Here is a 15871-nt window from a genome sequence, read left to right on the forward strand (position 1 = left end):
AGGGAGCAAGCAACATGAGCCATCCCGAGATCCGCGTCTGGCAGGGCGATATCACCCGTCTCGACGTCGACGCCATCGTCAACGCCGCCAACAGCTCATTGCTGGGCGGCGGTGGTGTAGACGGCGCCATCCATCGGGCCGCCGGCCCGGATCTGGTCCACGCTTGCCGCCCGCTGGGTGGTTGCAAGACCGGCCAGGCGAAGATCACCCCCGGCTTCCGCCTGCCGGCACGTTTCGTCATCCACACCGTCGGGCCGGTCTGGCGCGGCGGTGAGCACGGCGAGCCGGAGCTGCTCGCCCAGTGCTATCGCAACAGCCTGCAACTGGCCGAGGACAAGGGCCTCGCCAGTATCGCCTTTCCCGCCATCAGCACCGGCATCTATGGCTATCCCGCCGAAGCTGCAGCGCAGGTCGCCGTGGACGAGCTGAGTCGCCCGCGCGGGGAGGGGAGTTCGTTGAGGGAACTGGTGCTGGTGCCGTTCTCGGCGGAGATGGCGGAGCTCTATCGGCGCTTGCTGGGCTGATCGCCCTTAATGAACGGAGCGGATGAGGGCGTTCTCTTCGCGAGCAAGCTCGCTCCTACGAAGAGCACAAGAGCGGACAGTGTCGCCGGATCCTGATCGTAGGATGGGTGGAGCGCAGCGATACCCATGCTGCAGGTGCAGTGATCGATGGGTATCGCTTCGCTCCACGCCATCCTACAAGAGCGCCGTGTCCCGAAGGATCAATAGGTGCCGCTCACCGAAGAGCGCGGCTGCACCGGGTTGGCATCGTTGGAGATGGTCACCTCGACGCGGCGGTTCATCGCGCGGCCGGCCGAAGTCGCATTGCTCGATACCGGATACTCCTTGCCGTAGCCACGGGCGACGACGCGGTCAGGGGTTACGCCCTGGCTCAGCAGTGCCAGGCGGATGGCGTCGGCGCGGCGCTCGGACAGACCCTGGTTGTGGGAGGATGAGCCGCTGCTGTCGGTATAGCCCTCGACGATCACCTTGCGCTCCGGGTTCTGCTGCAGATAGCCGGCGAGGTTCTGCACGTTGCCCATGGCGCCGGGCTTGAGCTCGGTGCGGTCGAGATCGAACAGCACGTCACCGAACGACACCATGGTCCCGCGCGAGGTCTGCTTGGCGTTCAGCTCGCCCTTGAGCTTGTTCAGCTGCGCGGTGCGAGCATCCAGTCGAGCCTGGGCACGCTGAGCCGAGGTGTTCTTCATCTGGTCCTCGGCATTGCGCAGGGCCACGGTCTGGTTGGCCAGCTCGATACGCTGCTGGGTCAGGTAGGCCAGTTGGTCGACCTCCTTCTGCTCGGCACCGTCGCGGTAGGCCTTGTCAGTCTTGGCCAACCAGTCGCCAGCGTCCTTGGTTTCCAGTGCGGCCTGCTGGGTTGCCTGCGGTTCGGCCTGCAGGGCCTGGAAGTCGCCACGGGCCTTCTCCAGGTTGGCGTTGGGCGGCGTGGAGCACGCGGCCAAGGCCAGGGCAAGGGTCGAAATGGCGGGCAGTACGATGAGCTTGTTCATGTCGAAATTCCTTATATGACCGGACGTAGGGGCGGGATCACTGGGCCTGCTGCAGGCCTTCCTGACGCAACTCCATCACGCCCTGCTGGGCGTCCTTGACGTTGTTCTGGGCCTTCACGGCCTGCGACTTGCGTTCGGCCACGCGGGCGTCCCATTCGGCCTGCTGCGCCAGGCGCTTGGCCTGGTCGTATTCCTTGTCGTTCAGGGCGATGCGCGCCTGGGCGAGTTTGTCCTGGGCATTCTTGGTCTCGACCGGGGCGTATTCCGGTCCGCCGGAGCTGACGGCGGCGTTCACCGCCGACTCGGTGACGGCCATCTGTTCGCTGGGTGGGTTACCGGCGCAGCCGGCCAGCAGCGCGGCGCTGCCAAGGGCGAGCAGGCTGAGGCGCAGGGACGCGCGGGTGGAGGCGGTCGGGACGGTTCGAGCGCTCTGAGATTTCAGTTCCATTGGGTGAATCCTCTGACGTTTGGTAAGGGGTTCCCTCGGCGATTCGAGTGCCGGTGGATGCCTGCCGCGCGGGTCTGCGGCTTCGTGGGCATCTGATTAGGGGACTAAGGGTTTTGTCAGGGGGTTCAAAAAAAATGCCCGCCGTATTGGCGGGCATTGGCGACGATCCACTGGAATCAGCCGCGATGACGCAGTAATCGCAGGCCGTTGAACACGACCAGCAGGCTGGCGCCCATGTCGGCGAAAACCGCCATCCACAGGGTGCCTTCGCCGGCCAGGGTGAGGGCAAGGAACACCGCTTTGATGCCCAGCGCCAGGGTGATGTTCTGGATCAGCACGCGGTGGGTCTGTCGCGACAGGCGAATGAAGGACGGCAGCTTGCGCAGGTCGTCATCCATCAGTGCGACGCCAGCGGTTTCGATGGCCGTGTCGGTGCCCGCCGCGCCCATGGCGAAGCCGATGTCGGCGCGCGCCAGGGCCGGAGCGTCGTTGATGCCGTCACCGACCATGCCGACGCGCTTGCCGCCTTCCTGGCGCTGCTTCACTTCACGCAACTTGTCTTCGGGCAACAGGTTGCCCAGCGCCTCGTCGATGCCCACCTGGGCGCCGATGGCATTGGCGGTGTGCGGATTGTCGCCGGTCAGCATCAATGTCTTCACACCCAGTTCGTGCAACTGGGCGACCGCTTCACGGCTGGTCTGCTTGACGCCATCGGCCACGGCAAACAGCGCCAGCGGGCCGTCGTCATCGAGCAGCACGATGACCGTCTTGCCCTGCTGTTCGAGGGCATCGAGGCGGGCCTCCAGCTCCTTCGAGCACAGCTCCAGCTCCTCCACCAGACGGTGGTTGCCCAGGTGATAAGTGCGGCCGTCGATCTCGCCTTTCACGCCGCGGCCGGGCAGGGCGGTCAGCTCGCCGACGCTGTACAGCGAGATGTTGTCGGCTTCGGCGGCCTGGGCCACGGCGTGCGACACCGGGTGATCCGAGCGAGCAGCGAGGCTGGCGGCCAGTGCGCGCACGTCGCCGGCGGCGGTCTCCCGCAGGGCGGTGAAGTCGGTCTGGCGCGGGCGTCCCTCGGTGAGCGTGCCGGTCTTGTCGAGGGCGATCCACTCCAGGGAACGGCCCATTTCCAGGAACACGCCGCCCTTGATCAGGATACCCAGGCGTGCCGCTGCCGACAGGCCGCTGACGATGGTTACCGGAGTGGAAATCACCAGGGCGCAGGGGCAGGCGATCACCAGCAGCACCAGCGCGCGATAGACCCAGTCCAGCCAGGCGCCGCCGAAGAACAGCGGCGGAATTAGCGCGGTGGCGATGGCAATGAGGAAGACCGCCGGGGTGTAGATGCGCGAGAACTGGTCGACGAAGCGCTGGGTCGGTGCGCGCGAGCCCTGGGCTTCTTCCACGGCGTGGATGATGCGCGCCAGGGTGCTGTCATCGGCCACGCGAGTGACGCGGTATTCCAGCGCGCTTTCACCGTTGATGGTGCCGGCGAACAGGGTGTCACCGGCCTGTTTTTCCACCGGCAGGCTTTCACCGGTGATGGGGGCCTGGTTGACGCTGGAGCGACCGTCAAGCACCTCGCCGTCGAGGGCGATGCGCTCGCCGGGACGCACCCGCACTCGTGCGCCGAGAGCGACGGACTTGGCGGAAACTTCCTGCCACTGCCCGTCGACCTGCACCGTGGCCAGTTCCGGAGCCAGTTGCAGCAGGCCGCGAATGGCATTGCGTGCGCGGTCCAGCGACTTGGCCTCGATCAGTTCGGCGATGGCGAACAGCACCGCGACCATCGCCGCTTCCGGCCACTGGCCGATGAGCATGGCGCCGGTCACGGCGATGCTCATCAGGGCGTTGATGTTGAGGTTGCGGTTTTTCAGGGCGATCCAGCCCTTGCGGTAGGTCGGCAGGCCTGCACCGAGGATGGCGGCGATGGCCAGTGCTGCCACCAGCCATTGCGGGCCGATGGCGAACCACTCGAAGAACTCCGCGCCTGCCGCTGCGACACCGGCCAGCGCCAGCGGCCACCAGGGCTTCTGCTGGGTGGGCTGTGCGGAAACGGGGGCGTTTTCGTCCACTGGCTCGGCCTGCATGCCGAGGGAAGCGACCAGCTTCTGCAGCGGCTCGATGCTGTCGAAGCGATGCTGCACGCGCAGCAGGCGCTGCATCAGGTTGAAGTCGAGGTCCTCCACCGCCGACACGCGGCCCAGCGCATCGCGTAGCAAGCGCTCCTCGGTGGGGCAGTCCATGGCTTCGATGCGCAGGCTGGTCCAGCGCAGCTCGCCGCTGGCCGAGCCGGCGGCGGCAGTGGCGGCGCTTTCGGCTCGCGCGCCGTGATCTTCGCCGTGATCGTGATCGTGATCGTGGGCATGACCATGGTCGCGCGAGTGCGGTGCAGGTTCGGTGGCCGGGGCACGCAGCAGCGCGCCTTTGTCGCAGCCGCAGCAGCCGGCGGCTGGGTGTTCGCGGTGCTGCTCCTGGGTTGGGGCTGGACCGTGGATGATCGGGCCCTGGCGATTGGCAGTCATGTCGTCCGTTCCTGTTTGACGAGTTGCTGCTGATTGCACACCCTGTAGCAACTACAGAGTCAAGCGTCCGTTGGCGAGGAGTCGCACATGAAGATCGGTGAACTGGCGAAACTGACCGGCTGCCCGGTGGAAACCATCCGCTACTACGAGCGCGAAGGCCTGCTGCCCGCGCCGTCGCGCAGCGAAGGCAACTACCGGCAGTACGATGCCAGCCACGTCGAGCGGCTGTCCTTCATCCGCCATTGCCGATCGCTGGACATGACCCAGGAGGAGATTCGCATTCTCCTCGGCCTGCGCGACCGTCCCGAATCCGATTGCGGCACCGCCAATCGCCTGATCGACGAGCACCTGCACCATGTTGAGGTGCGCATCGCTGAGCTGCAGTCGCTCAGCCAGCAACTGCGCGACCTGCGTGCTCAGTGCCAGGGCGAAGGCAACAGCGAGGATTGCGGCATCCTGCGCGAGCTGGAGCAGCCGGCGGAGCCTTCGGTGATTCCGGAGGCCTGCGCCGAGGCGGGACATCTGCACGTCCCCGGTGTCCATGGGCGGCATTGATCGCACCCGGTAGGAGCGCCCTATGGTCCCGCTCCTACATGAGGTCCGGTGCGAGGATCTGCCCTCTCCCTAACCCTCTCCCTGAAGGGAGAGGGGACTGGTTCGGCACAGGTTGAAACCAATGTGTCAGCCGGCACAGACGGCTCCCTCTCCCTTCAGGGAGAGGGCGGGGGAGAGGGAAACCCTGGGCACGACCTCCCAGAGGAATGCTGTCGCTTCTACAGGTGAAACAAACGCCCCGGCATCTGCCGGGGGCGCTTTCATCAGGAGTGCTCCGCCTCCGTAAGTTCGTGCAGGTACTTGCGCGACAGTGCCAGGAAACGCGGAGTCGGGCCGATGTCCTCGTAGATCGGATCACCCTGTTCGTCCTGCGCTACTACCTTGTTTCCCTGCACATAGGGGAAGCTTGCCTCCAGTTCTTCCAGCGCCGCATTGACCAGTTCCCCCAGCAGTTCCTCGACGCTGCGCTTGGGATACATGTCGTGTAGTGCGGCCAGACGCGCGGCCGTCTCGACATCCAGCGGAATGCTGTACTGGTGGTGGGTCATGCGCCCCCTGGCGTTCTTTTCCCAATGGCGTACCAGCTCGCGAATCTTCATGTTCACCTCTAGGGTCGTTACGTGGCGGTCGGCCCTCGTGAGGTCGCCGCAGGTTTTCCCGATGATGGGGATAACTTTCAGCCTAGACGTTGTCCGAGCAGGATTGCGGGCGTTCGTCGAGCGCTTGCCTGCCGGCCCGGCCGGCGGCACTGTGAAGCCAAGCGACGCCTATTCAGTCTGGGGCTCTCAGACTAGGGCTTTCTATCCAGGAGACTGTGATGCCGGATATCGACGCGCGCCTGCGCGAGGACGTTCACCTGCTCGGCGAGCTGCTCGGGCAGACCATCCGCGCCCAGTACGGGCAGGGCTTCCTCGACAAGATCGAGCTGATCCGCACGGGCGCCAAGGCCGCTCGACGCGGCTCCGCCGAAGGCGCCAAGCAGCTTACTGCTACCCTCGACGGCCTCGGCGAAGACGAATTGCTGCCGGTGGCGCGGGCTTTCAACCAGTTCCTCAACCTGGCCAACATCGCCGAGCAGTATCACCGCATCCGCCGGCGCACGCCCAAGGAGCCGGAGCCCTTCGAGAACCGCGTGCTGGCCGAGCTGCTGGCGCGCCTGCGCAAGTCCGGCCTGGGTGCCGAGGGCCTGGCGCGTCAGGTGGCGGACCTGGAGATTGAGCTGGTGCTCACCGCGCACCCCACCGAGGTGGCGCGCCGCACGCTGATCCAGAAATACGATGCCATCGCCGCGCAACTGGCCGCTGGAGACCACTCCGACCTGTTGCCCGAGGAGCGCCAGGCGGTGCAGGAAAAGCTCCAGCGCCTGATCGCCGAAGCCTGGCACACCGACGAGATCCGCCGCACCCGCCCGACGCCGGTGGACGAGGCCAAATGGGGCTTCGCGGTGATCGAACACTCGCTCTGGCATGCGCTGCCGGACTTCCTCCGCCATGTCGACCGCACTCTCCAGGAAACCCTTGGCGAGCGCCTGCCGCTGAGCGCCGCGCCGATCCGTTTCGCCTCCTGGATGGGCGGCGACCGTGACGGTAACCCCAACGTCACCGCCGCCATCACCCGCGAGGTGCTGCTACTGGCGCGCTGGATGGCGGCCGACCTCTATCTGCGCGACGTGGACAGCCTAGCCGCCGAACTCTCCATGCAGCAGGCCAGCGATGAGCTGCGCGGCGAGGTCGGCGATCTCGCCGAGCCGTATCGCGCGCTGCTCAAGCAACTGCGTGAACGCCTGCGCGCCACTCGCTCCTGGGCCGAGCGCGCCATCCATACCGGCGAAGAGCCGGGCACCGAGGTATTGCAGGACAACCACGAGCTGCTGGAGCCGCTGCAGCTCTGCTATCGCTCGTTGCAGGCCTGTGGCATGGGCGTGATTGCCGATGGCGACCTGCTCGACACCCTGCGTCGCGCCGCCACTTTCGGGCTGTTCCTGGCGCGGCTGGACGTGCGCCAGGACTCCACGCGCCACGCCAACGCCATGGCCGAAATCACCGAGTACCTGGGCCTGGGCAACTACACCGAGTGGGACGAAAGCGTGCGCCAGGAGTTTCTTCTCGAAGAGCTGGCCAGCCGTCGCCCGTTGCTGCCAGCGAACTACGAAGCCTCGCCCGAAACCGCCGAAGTCCTCGCTACCTGCCGCGTGGTGGCGCAGGCACCGGCGGCTTCGCTGGGCTCCTACGTCATCTCCATGGCCGGGCATCCCTCCGACGTGCTGGCCGTGCAGCTGCTGCTCAAGGAGTGCGGGCTGGAGCGGCCGATGCGCGTGGTGCCGCTGTTCGAGACGCTGGATGACCTGGACAACGCAGGCCCCTGCATCGACCGCCTGCTCAGCCTGGACAGCTACCGCACCCGCCTGGCCGGGCCGCAGGAAGTAATGATCGGCTATTCCGACTCGGCCAAGGACGCCGGCACCCTGGCCGCCGCCTGGGCGCAGTACCGCGCCCAGGAGGCGCTGGTGGATATCTGCCGTAACCACGGTGTCGAGTTACTGTTGTTCCATGGCCGCGGTGGCACCGTCGGCCGTGGCGGCGGCCCGGCCCATGCGGCAATTCTCTCGCAGCCGCCGGGCTCCGTGGCCGGGCGTTTCCGTACCACCGAGCAGGGCGAGATGATCCGCTTCAAGTTCGGCCTGCCGGATATCGCCGAGCAGAACCTCAATCTCTACCTGGCTGCCGTGCTTGAGGCTACCTTGCAACCGCCGCCAGTACCCGAGCCGGCCTGGCGCGAGGAGATGGACCGCCTGGCCGCCGATGGCGTGCTTGCTTACCGCGCCGTGGTGCGGGAGAACCCGCAGTTCGTCGACTACTTCCGTGAGGCCACGCCGGAGCAGGAACTGGGCCGCCTGCCGTTGGGCAGCCGCCCGGCCAAGCGCCGCGAGGGCGGGGTGGAGAGTCTGCGGGCGATCCCGTGGATCTTCGCGTGGACCCAGACGCGGCTGATGCTGCCGGCCTGGCTGGGTTGGGAAGACGCTCTGTTCAAGGCCATCGAACGCGGCGAAGGCGCGCTGCTGGGGCGCATGCGCAAGGAGTGGCCATTCTTCACCACGCGCATCGACATGCTGGAGATGGTGCTGGCCAAGGCCGACCGGGAAATCGCCCAACTCTACGACGAACGATTGGTGCAATCGGAACTGCGACCATTAGGTGCGCATTTACGCGACCTATTGTCGCAGTCGGTGCGAGTGGTGCTGGGGCTTACCGGGCAGTCGCAGTTGCTCGCCCACGCCGCCGAGACGCGCGAATCCATCGGCGTGCGCAACACCTACCTGGACCCGCTGCACCTGCTTCAGGCCGAACTGCTGGCGCGCTCGCGGCGCTGCACGGGCGATGCCTGCGGCGGTCTGGAGCAGGCCATGCTGGTGACGGTGGCGGGTATTGCGGCGGGACTGCGCAACACCGGTTGAGGTCTCGTCACCCCCCACCAAAGGTGGATTGCCGAGCGGCCAGATGAGATTAATTTGATGGCTGTCCCGGGCGCTACGAAACGCCCGGGACCGGCTCGCGCAGTCCCCATGGCCGGCTTGTCTGGCGGGGGACCGCTGTGTATCGTGAGCAACCTTTCGGCGCATGTCTGCGCCATTCCAGCACGATGAGATTGGCCCCACGAGGCGGATCCGTGATTTCGCTTAACAAGTATTAAGGAGCATATCGATGCGTGTGATTCTGCTCGGGGCGCCCGGTGCCGGCAAAGGTACCCAGGCTCGCTTCATCACTGAGAAGTTTGGCATTCCGCAGATTTCCACCGGCGACATGCTGCGTGCAGCGGTCAAGGCTGGCACCGAGCTCGGCCTGCAGGCCAAGAGCGTAATGGACGCCGGCGGCCTGGTTTCCGATGACCTGATCATCAACCTGGTCAAGGAACGTATCGCCCAGCCCGACTGCGCCAAGGGCTTCCTGTTCGACGGCTTCCCGCGCACCATTCCCCAGGCCGAGGCCATGAAGGAAGCGGGCGTCTCCATCGACCACGTGGTCGAGATCGCCGTGGACGACGAGGAAATCGTCGGCCGTATCGCCGGTCGCCGCGTTCACCCGGCCTCGGGTCGCGTCTACCACGTCGAGCACAACCCGCCGAAAGTGGCTGGCAAGGACGACGAGACCGGTGAAGACCTGATCCAGCGCGAAGACGACAAGGAAGCCACCGTGCGTCACCGCCTGTCGGTCTACCACTCGCAGACCAAGCCGCTGGTCGACTTCTACCAGAAGCTCGCCGCTGCCGAAGGCACCCCGAAGTACACCCGCGTCGAGGGTGTCGGCTCGGTGGAGCAGATTACCTCCAAGGTGCTCGGCGCTCTCAGCTGATCCATCCTCGGCACCACCAAAGGCCCGCACACGCGGGCCTTTGGCGTTTATAATGCCCGCCCATTTTTGATCGCCTCCTGCTCTCAGCCCTGAAGGAAAGCACCATGCCCACGCTGCTGGCCCTGGATACCTCGACCGAAGCCTGTTCCGTCGCTTTGCTGCATGACGGCCGCCGGTTCGTCCGCCACGAGGTGATCCCGCGCCTGCACGCTCAGCGCCTGCTGCCCATGGTGCAGGACATCCTTGGCGAGGCTGGCATAGCGCTGTCCGCCGTGGACGCCATTGCCTTCGGTCGTGGCCCCGGCGCCTTCACTGGCGTGCGTATCGCCATTGGCGTGGTGCAGGGGCTGGCTTTCGCCCTGCAGAAGCCGGTACTGCCGATCTCCGACCTGGCGGTGCTGGCCCAGCGTGCCTATCGCGAGCACGGCGTGAGCCAGGTGGCTGCGGCCATCGATGCGCGCATGGACGAGGTGTACTGGGGTTGCTACCGCCTGGAGCAGGGCGAGATGCGCCTGTCCGGCGCCGAGGCGGTGTTGCCGCCGGAGCGAGTCGAGTTGCCGCGCGACGCCCAGGGCGAGTGGTTCGGCTCCGGCACCGGCTGGGGTTTCCAGGAGCGCCTGGCGGTGAAGGTTACTGCTTGCGACGCCAGCCTGCTGCCGCACTCCGAAGACCTGCTGAGCCTGGCCGAATTCGCCTGGACACGCGGTGAGGCCGTTGACGCAGAGCAGGCCCAGCCCGTCTACCTGCGCGACAACGTGGCAACTCCCAAGAAAGCCTGACCTGCGCCAATTGACCACAGCCCGGAGCGCTCGCTAGAGTGAGCGCATTCCCACCGAGTTTCTGACATGCGTATCGACGGTTTCACTTCCATTTCCCAGACGCCGGAGCGTGGTTCCCGAACGGGCACCGCGGTCACGCCGTATCGGGACGTGCAAAGTGACGTCGAAGCCCGTCGCGATCAACCCGCGCCGACCTCGGCGAGCCAGGGGCTGGAGTCGCAGTCGCAGACTCGCCGCGTCGAATCCTCCAGCGCCAGCAGCTACAGCGTGCCGGCGACTCTGCGCGACATCGAGTACCAGCGCCCGCTGAGCTCCCGCGCGGCCCAGGCCCTGGCCAGCTACACCAGCACCGCCAGTATGGCCGGCCAGTACGAAGGCCAGGAAGTCCTCGGTCTCGACCTTTACGCCTGATGTCCTTGCCGTACTTCCTTGGCTGCCCCTCGTGGAACGAGCCGGCCTGGCGCGGCACTTTCTACCCCTCCGATCTGCGCGCCGCTGAGACGCTGGGCTTCTACTCTCAAGTGTTCAACGCCGTGGAAGGCAACACTACCTTCTACGCCCGCCCCAACGCCGACACCCTCGCGCGCTGGGCGCAGACCATGCCGGAGACGTTCCGCTTCTGCGCCAAGCTGCCGCGCGACATCAGCCACGAAGGCGACTTGCGCGGGCAGTTGGAAAACACCCGTGACTTCCTCGATCTGCTCAAACCGCTGGGCAAGCGCGTAGCGCCGCTGTGGTTGCAGGTATCGGCCGGTTTCGGACCGGATCGTCTGGGCGAACTGGCTGCCTGGCTGGATGAGTTTTCCGAGCGGCGCATTGCCGTGGAAGTGCGACACCCGGCGTTCTTCGCCAAGGGTGACGAAGAGCGGGCGCTGAACCGCCTGCTGCTGGACCGTGGCGTCGAACGCATCTGCCTGGACTCGCGGGCACTGTTCGCCGTGCAGTCCGACGACCCGGCCGTGCTCCATGCGCAGTCGAAGAAGCCCAAGGTGCCGGTACGCCCCGCAGCCTTCAGCGACAGCCCGCAGGTTCGCTTCGTCGGCGGGCCGGACCTGGATGCCAATCTCGTCCATCTCACGCCCTGGATCGGCAAGGTGGCTGAGTGGATCGAGCAGGGGCTGACGCCTTACATCTTCCTGCACACACCGGACAATCACCGCGCCGCCGAACAGGCCCAGCGCTTCCACGCCTTGCTGCGCGATCGCCTTCCGGGCCTGCCGCCGCTGTTCGAGCCCAAGCCGGAAGTGGAACAGCTCGGCCTGCTCTGAGCGGTCAACTGGGCATGGCGCGGGGTGGGCGAGGGGACTAACCTGCTCCTTCCCCGTTCGGCAAGGAGTTAGCCATGACCACTCAACAACAGCGCGGCGCAGCCTTCCGCGCGCTGCACCAGCGCGACGGCCTGTTCGTCCTGCCTAATCCCTGGGATGCCGGCTCAGCGAAGATGCTTGCCCACCTGGGTTTCGAAGCCCTGGCCACCACCAGCGCCGGACTGGCCTTCGCGCTCGGTCGCCGTGATGCCGAAGGGACAGTGAGCCGTGACGAAGCGCTGGCAAATGCGCGTGAGATCGTCGAGGCGACGTCGCTGCCGGTGGCCGCTGATCTGGAGAACGGCTATGGCGATACGCCTGACGATTGCGCCGAGACCATTCGCCTGGCCGCTGCCTGTGGGCTGGTTGGCGGCTCCATCGAGGACGCCACAGGCCGACCGGATACGCCGATCTACCCGCTGGAGCTGGCGGTCGAGCGCGTCGCCGCTGCCGTGCAGGCCGCGCGAGCCTTGCCGTTCACCTTTACCCTGGCGGCGCGCGCGGAGAACTTCCTGCACGGCCGTGTCGATCTGGACGACACCATTCGCCGCCTGGTGGCCTTTGCCGAGGCTGGCGCCGATGTGCTCTACGCGCCGGGGCTGAAGACTCGCGAGGAAATCTCTGCAGTGGTGCAGGCGGTAGCGCCGCGGCCGGTCAATGTGTTGGTGGGCTCGCCTGCGGTGCAACTGAGCTTGGAGGAACTGGCGGAACTGGGCGTGAAGCGCGTCAGCGTCGGTTCGACCCTGGCGCGGGCGGCATACGGTGCTTTCTTCAGTGCTTCCGAGGCATTGGCCAAAGGCGACCTGAAGCCCATGCACGGTGCCATGCCGTTCGACCGCATCAACGGGCTTTTCCGGGGCTGACACTTGCGCGGGTGGCTGCTGGGTTTCGGCCTCGTCATCGCCGGCTTCGCACTGGCCGTGCAGCAGCAATGGTTGAAGCTGCCCGACCGCTGGAGTCCCTGGGCGCCGCTGAATGTAAGCGATGAGCCGAACCTGCTGACCCGCTACAAGCTATGGCGCCTGCGCGACGATGCGGAGCTATGCCGGCTGGCGCTGCAAAGCTCCGACCTCAAGGCACAGCCCATGGCCGACAGTGAACCGGTTGCCGGCTGCCCGTTGCAGAACGTCTGGCGTGTGCAGGCCGCCGAGGTGAAATTGAGCAGCAGCTTCCTCGCCAGTTGCCCGTTGGCCGTGAGCTTCGCGCTGTTCGAGCGCTACTCCCTGCAACCGGCTGCACGGTCGGTCTACGGCCAGTCGGTGGTGGGCGTGGAGCACCTGGGTAGCTTTGCCTGCCGCAATATCTATGGCCGCACCGAAGGGCGGCGCAGTCAGCATGCCAGCGCCAATGCGCTGGACATCGCGGCCTTCCGCCTCGCCGATGGTCGGCGCATTGTCGTGGCCCGGGACTGGAACGGCGAGGGCGATGCCGCGCGCTTCCTGCGCGCCGTGCGTGATAGCGCCTGTGGCAACTTCGACGGCGTGCTCGGGCCGGACTACAACCGCGCCCACCACGACCATTTCCACTTCGACCTGGGGGGCTGGCAGCTCTGCCGTTGAGCCCCTGTGCCACGGGCTGCGGTAGAATCACGGTTTTTTCCAGGATCGTCCCGTCATGACCGAAGCACTCACCCCGCCGCGCATCGTCGTCCAGGCGCTGGCGCCTGCCTGGCAAGTCGCCGCCGAGCAGTGGGCGCAGCGGCTCGGGCTGTCGATGGGCGAGGGCGAGGCGGATTTCGCCCTGCAACTGGGCGATGACGGTCTGCAGTTGCTACAACTGGGGCCGGATTCCCCCGGCCCGGTGCGGGTGGACTTCCTCGAAGGCGCTAGTGCGCATCGCCGTCAGTTCGGCGGCGGTGCCGGGCAGATGATCGCCAAGGCGGTCGGCATCCAGCAGGGCGTGCGTCCCCATGTGCTGGACGCCACCGCAGGCCTGGGCAAGGACGCCTTCGTGCTGGCGACCCTGGGCTGCGAGATGGACCTGACCGAGCGCCAGCCGATCATCGCCGCGCTGCTCGAAGACGGCCTGGCCCGTGCCGCAGGGGATTTCGAGGTGGGCGCCATCGTGGCGCGCATGCGCCTGCTGCAGGGCAATGCCATCGAGCGCATGGCCGCGTGGGAAGGGGAGGCGCCGCAGGTGATCTACCTCGACCCGATGTTCCCGCACCGAGACAAGAGTGCGCTGGTGAAGAAGGAGATGCGCCTGTTCCGCCCGCTGGTGGGGGATGACCTCGACGCTCCGGCCCTGCTGGAAGCGGCACTGAAACTGGCCAGCCACCGCGTGGTGGTCAAGCGCCCGCGCAAGGCGCCGATCATCGAGGGCGGCAAGCCCAGCTACAGCCTGGAAGGCAAGTCCAGCCGGTATGACATCTATCCGCTGAAGAGCCTCAAGGGCTGACGGCCAGGTCGAGGGTCCGAGGCTATGCGTAGGGGCGGACTCCGTCCACGATGACTCTCGGCGCGACCCAAACCTATCGCGAACAAGGCTCGCTCTTACTGAACATATCGCCGCAGCTCCTACAGGTTCCCTGGGCGCTCGTGAGGCTGGCTCGGTCAGGGCCGGAAGGCCTTGAGGAACAGCGCCACTACCTCCCGTGCGTGAGCCTCTGACTCTTCCTCGGTCGGCGGCTCCACGCAACCGATCATCAGGCGGAAGTGCACGCAACCCTGCACCAGCATCAGGAAATGCTCGGCGGCCCGGCGCGGGCTGTCCATCGCCAGCTTGCGCTGCTGGCGCGCCTGCTCCAGCAAGCGTTCCATCTGGTCCAGCACGCGCTGGGGCCCTGCATCGAAGAATAGCTGCGACAAATGCGGATTCTGACCACCCTGGGCAATCATCAGCCGGCTCAACGCAATGGCTTCCGGGCTGTTGATCAGCTGGTTGAAGCCGCGCGCGAGGTTAAGCAGCAGGCTTTCCAGCGGCGCATCAGCCGATGGCTCGGCGAACAGCTCGGGCAGGTTCTCTGCGCACTTGGCCTGCACGGCTTCGGCGAACAAGGTCTCCTTGTCCGTGAAGTGGCTGTACACGGTGAGCTTGGACACCCCGGCCTCGGAGGCGATGGCCTCCATGCTGCTGCCGTCGTAGCCGTGGCGGACGAACAGCTCCTTGGCGGCTTCGAGAATGGCCTTGCGCTTGGCTGGGTCCTTGGGTCGACCCGGTCCGTTCGATGAGTTCGATGGCGACATGATTTTACATTTCTAATACTGGACTGATGGGTTCTGTATTTTTACTATACCGGGGAGTATAAGAATTCCAACCGCGTTTTGCGAAAGGTCACACATCATGTTCCGCCATGCTCTGTCTGTCGCGCTGCCTGCTGCCTTCATCCTTTCCCTTTCCGCTTGCGGTAATGGCGAGCCTCCCAAGCCCGCTGTGCGCCCGGCCATCGTGGTCCAGCCGCTGCCGGCGAAGGACATCACCGAGGCCTATCCCGGCGAAGTCCACGCCCGCCATGAGCCCGAACTGGCCTTCCGCATCGGTGGCAAGGTCAGCAAGCGCCTGGTGGAAACCGGCGAACGGGTGAAGAAGGACCAGCCACTGGCGGAACTCGATCCCGAAGACGTTCGCCTGCAGCTCGAAGCCACGCGCGCCCAGGTGGCCGCTGCCGAAGCCAACCTGCAGACCGTCCGCTCCGAATATGCCCGCTACAAGACCCTGCTGGAGCGCCAGCTGGTCAGCCAGTCGCAGTTCGACAACATCGAGAATACCTACCGCGCCGGCGAGGCGCGGGTGAAACAGATTCGCGCCGAGTACGACGTGGCCAGCAACCAGGCCGGCTACGCGGTGCTGCGCTCGCCCCAGGACGGCGTGATCGCTACCCGTCGGGTGGAGGTCGGGCAGGTGGTCGCCGCTGGGCAGACCGTCTTCACCCTGGCCGCCGATGGCGACCGCGAAGTGCTGATCAGCTTCCCTGAACACGCCTTCGAACGCTTCCGCGTCGGCGAAGCAGTGAGCGTCGAACTCTGGTCGCAGCGCGACAAACGCTTCAGCGGCAAGATTCGCGAACTGTCGCCGGCGGCCGATCCGCAGTCGCGCACCTTCGCCGCACGTGTCGCCTTCGACGACGCCAAGGTGCCCGCCGAGCTGGGCCAGAGCGCCCGCGTCTATATCCATGCCGAGGGCGCCGTGCCGCTGGCGGTGCCGCTCGCTGCCGTGACTTCGGAAGCCGGCCAGCCGTTCGTCTGGGTCGTCGACCCGAAAACTTCCACCCTGCATCGCCGCCCGGTGCGCATCGGGCCTTTCGCCGAAGACCGTGTGCCGGTGCTGGAAGGCCTGAAGGATGGTGACTGGGTGGTGGCCGCCGGTGTTCAGGTGCTACGCGAAGGACAGGAGGTGCGGCCGGTCGACCGGGAGAACCGGTCGATCAAGCTGGTGGCGAAGGAGTAACGCCCG

General features: G+C 66.3%; 16 protein-coding genes. 11 read left to right on the top strand and 5 right to left on the bottom strand.

Features of this window, described 5'->3' with window-relative positions:
• The first annotated feature begins 14 nt into the window (after window positions 1-14).
• Complete coding sequence (locus ACKI1H_RS12935) at window positions 15-524, top strand: O-acetyl-ADP-ribose deacetylase (RefSeq protein WP_138520830.1); 510 nt, start codon at window positions 15-17, stop codon at window positions 522-524.
• A 200-nt stretch (window positions 525-724) separates the two neighbouring features.
• Here ACKI1H_RS12935 and ACKI1H_RS12940 read toward each other — a convergent pair whose 3' ends face one another.
• The 3 genes from ACKI1H_RS12940 to ACKI1H_RS12950 all read right to left on the bottom strand — a co-directional run bounded on the left by ACKI1H_RS12940 (window position 725) and on the right by ACKI1H_RS12950 (window position 4489).
• Window positions 725-1516, bottom strand: coding sequence for an OmpA family protein (locus tag ACKI1H_RS12940; RefSeq protein WP_440468545.1), 792 nt, complete (start codon window positions 1514-1516; stop codon window positions 725-727).
• Window positions 1517-1553: 37 nt separating this feature from the next.
• Window positions 1554-1964 (bottom strand): DUF4398 domain-containing protein, encoded by a 411-nt coding sequence (locus ACKI1H_RS12945; RefSeq protein ID WP_138520832.1) that lies wholly within the window; start codon window positions 1962-1964, stop codon window positions 1554-1556.
• 176 nt (window positions 1965-2140) lie between these two features.
• Window positions 2141-4489: a heavy metal translocating P-type ATPase gene (locus ACKI1H_RS12950; RefSeq protein WP_440468546.1), complete on the bottom strand. Its 2349-nt coding sequence runs from the start codon at window positions 4487-4489 to the stop codon at window positions 2141-2143.
• A gap of 87 nt (window positions 4490-4576) precedes the next feature.
• On the opposite strand from ACKI1H_RS12950, the gene cadR reads away from it, so the two are divergent.
• Window positions 4577-5044 carry a Cd(II)/Pb(II)-responsive transcriptional regulator gene (cadR, locus tag ACKI1H_RS12955; RefSeq protein ID WP_017521130.1) on the top strand — a complete coding sequence of 156 codons (468 nt, stop codon included), beginning with the start codon at window positions 4577-4579 and terminating at the stop codon, window positions 5042-5044.
• A 263-nt stretch (window positions 5045-5307) separates the two neighbouring features.
• On the opposite strand, the gene ACKI1H_RS12960 is transcribed toward cadR, so the two are convergent.
• A complete protein-coding gene (locus ACKI1H_RS12960; protein ID WP_138520833.1) occupies window positions 5308-5643 on the bottom strand; it encodes a pilin assembly protein in 336 nt (111 codons plus the stop codon).
• 218 nt (window positions 5644-5861) lie between these two features.
• Here ACKI1H_RS12960 and ppc point away from each other — a divergent pair, with 218 nt between their 5' ends.
• The 8 genes from ppc to ACKI1H_RS13000 all read left to right on the top strand — a co-directional run bounded on the left by ppc (window position 5862) and on the right by ACKI1H_RS13000 (window position 13876).
• Window positions 5862-8498, top strand: coding sequence for a phosphoenolpyruvate carboxylase (gene ppc / locus ACKI1H_RS12965; protein WP_440468547.1), 2637 nt, complete (start codon window positions 5862-5864; stop codon window positions 8496-8498).
• A gap of 247 nt (window positions 8499-8745) precedes the next feature.
• Window positions 8746-9393, top strand: a complete 648-nt coding sequence (gene adk / locus ACKI1H_RS12970; RefSeq protein ID WP_138520835.1) for an adenylate kinase — start codon at window positions 8746-8748, stop codon at window positions 9391-9393.
• A 104-nt stretch (window positions 9394-9497) separates the two neighbouring features.
• Window positions 9498-10172 (top strand): tRNA (adenosine(37)-N6)-threonylcarbamoyltransferase complex dimerization subunit type 1 TsaB, encoded by a 675-nt coding sequence (gene tsaB / locus ACKI1H_RS12975; RefSeq protein ID WP_440468548.1) that lies wholly within the window; start codon window positions 9498-9500, stop codon window positions 10170-10172.
• 66 nt (window positions 10173-10238) lie between these two features.
• Window positions 10239-10583 carry a hypothetical protein gene (locus ACKI1H_RS12980; RefSeq protein ID WP_138520837.1) on the top strand — a complete coding sequence of 115 codons (345 nt, stop codon included), beginning with the start codon at window positions 10239-10241 and terminating at the stop codon, window positions 10581-10583.
• Window positions 10580-11440, top strand: coding sequence for a DUF72 domain-containing protein (locus tag ACKI1H_RS12985; RefSeq protein ID WP_440468859.1), 861 nt, complete (start codon window positions 10580-10582; stop codon window positions 11438-11440). The genes ACKI1H_RS12980 and ACKI1H_RS12985 overlap by 4 nt, the downstream gene beginning before the upstream one ends.
• Window positions 11441-11514: 74 nt before the next feature.
• Window positions 11515-12342, top strand: coding sequence for an isocitrate lyase/PEP mutase family protein (locus ACKI1H_RS12990; RefSeq protein ID WP_440468549.1), 828 nt, complete (start codon window positions 11515-11517; stop codon window positions 12340-12342).
• 3 nt (window positions 12343-12345) lie between these two features.
• Window positions 12346-13038: an extensin-like domain-containing protein gene (locus ACKI1H_RS12995; protein WP_171049449.1), complete on the top strand. Its 693-nt coding sequence runs from the start codon at window positions 12346-12348 to the stop codon at window positions 13036-13038.
• Between the two features lie 55 nt (window positions 13039-13093).
• Entirely contained in the window at window positions 13094-13876 is a 783-nt protein-coding gene (locus ACKI1H_RS13000) for a class I SAM-dependent methyltransferase (protein ID WP_138520840.1), read from the top strand.
• A 155-nt stretch (window positions 13877-14031) separates the two neighbouring features.
• On the opposite strand, the gene ACKI1H_RS13005 is transcribed toward ACKI1H_RS13000, so the two are convergent.
• A complete protein-coding gene (locus ACKI1H_RS13005) occupies window positions 14032-14664 on the bottom strand; it encodes a TetR/AcrR family transcriptional regulator (RefSeq protein WP_440468550.1) in 633 nt (210 codons plus the stop codon).
• A gap of 97 nt (window positions 14665-14761) precedes the next feature.
• Here ACKI1H_RS13005 and ACKI1H_RS13010 point away from each other — a divergent pair, with 97 nt between their 5' ends.
• Window positions 14762-15865: an efflux RND transporter periplasmic adaptor subunit gene (locus ACKI1H_RS13010; RefSeq protein WP_138520842.1), complete on the top strand. Its 1104-nt coding sequence runs from the start codon at window positions 14762-14764 to the stop codon at window positions 15863-15865.
• Window positions 15866-15871: the final 6 nt, after the last annotated feature.

This window comes from Pseudomonas sp. YH-1, from assembly GCF_051990045.1.
In the GTDB taxonomy this organism is placed as follows: domain Bacteria; phylum Pseudomonadota; class Gammaproteobacteria; order Pseudomonadales; family Pseudomonadaceae; genus Pseudomonas; species Pseudomonas nicosulfuronedens.

Bases quoted from the DNA above. Each gene is read 5' to 3' on its own strand.
- tsaB (WP_440468548.1), top strand. From the start codon at position 9,498: ATGCCCACGCTGCTGGCCCTGGATACCTCGACCGAAGCCTGTTCCGTC.
- ACKI1H_RS12935 (WP_138520830.1), top strand. From the start codon at position 15: ATGAGCCATCCCGAGATCCGCGTCTGGCAGGGCGATATCACCCGTCTC.
- ACKI1H_RS12980 (WP_138520837.1), top strand. From the start codon at position 10,239: ATGCGTATCGACGGTTTCACTTCCATTTCCCAGACGCCGGAGCGTGGT.
- cadR (WP_017521130.1), top strand. From the start codon at position 4,577: ATGAAGATCGGTGAACTGGCGAAACTGACCGGCTGCCCGGTGGAAACC.
- ACKI1H_RS13010 (WP_138520842.1), top strand. From the start codon at position 14,762: ATGTTCCGCCATGCTCTGTCTGTCGCGCTGCCTGCTGCCTTCATCCTT.
- ACKI1H_RS13000 (WP_138520840.1), top strand. From the start codon at position 13,094: ATGACCGAAGCACTCACCCCGCCGCGCATCGTCGTCCAGGCGCTGGCG.
- ACKI1H_RS12950 (WP_440468546.1), bottom strand. From the start codon at position 4,489: ATGACTGCCAATCGCCAGGGCCCGATCATCCACGGTCCAGCCCCAACC.
- ACKI1H_RS12940 (WP_440468545.1), bottom strand. From the start codon at position 1,516: ATGAACAAGCTCATCGTACTGCCCGCCATTTCGACCCTTGCCCTGGCC.
- adk (WP_138520835.1), top strand. From the start codon at position 8,746: ATGCGTGTGATTCTGCTCGGGGCGCCCGGTGCCGGCAAAGGTACCCAG.
- ACKI1H_RS12945 (WP_138520832.1), bottom strand. From the start codon at position 1,964: ATGGAACTGAAATCTCAGAGCGCTCGAACCGTCCCGACCGCCTCCACC.
- ACKI1H_RS13005 (WP_440468550.1), bottom strand. From the start codon at position 14,664: ATGTCGCCATCGAACTCATCGAACGGACCGGGTCGACCCAAGGACCCA.
- ppc (WP_440468547.1), top strand. From the start codon at position 5,862: ATGCCGGATATCGACGCGCGCCTGCGCGAGGACGTTCACCTGCTCGGC.
- ACKI1H_RS12960 (WP_138520833.1), bottom strand. From the start codon at position 5,643: ATGAAGATTCGCGAGCTGGTACGCCATTGGGAAAAGAACGCCAGGGGG.
- ACKI1H_RS12990 (WP_440468549.1), top strand. From the start codon at position 11,515: ATGACCACTCAACAACAGCGCGGCGCAGCCTTCCGCGCGCTGCACCAG.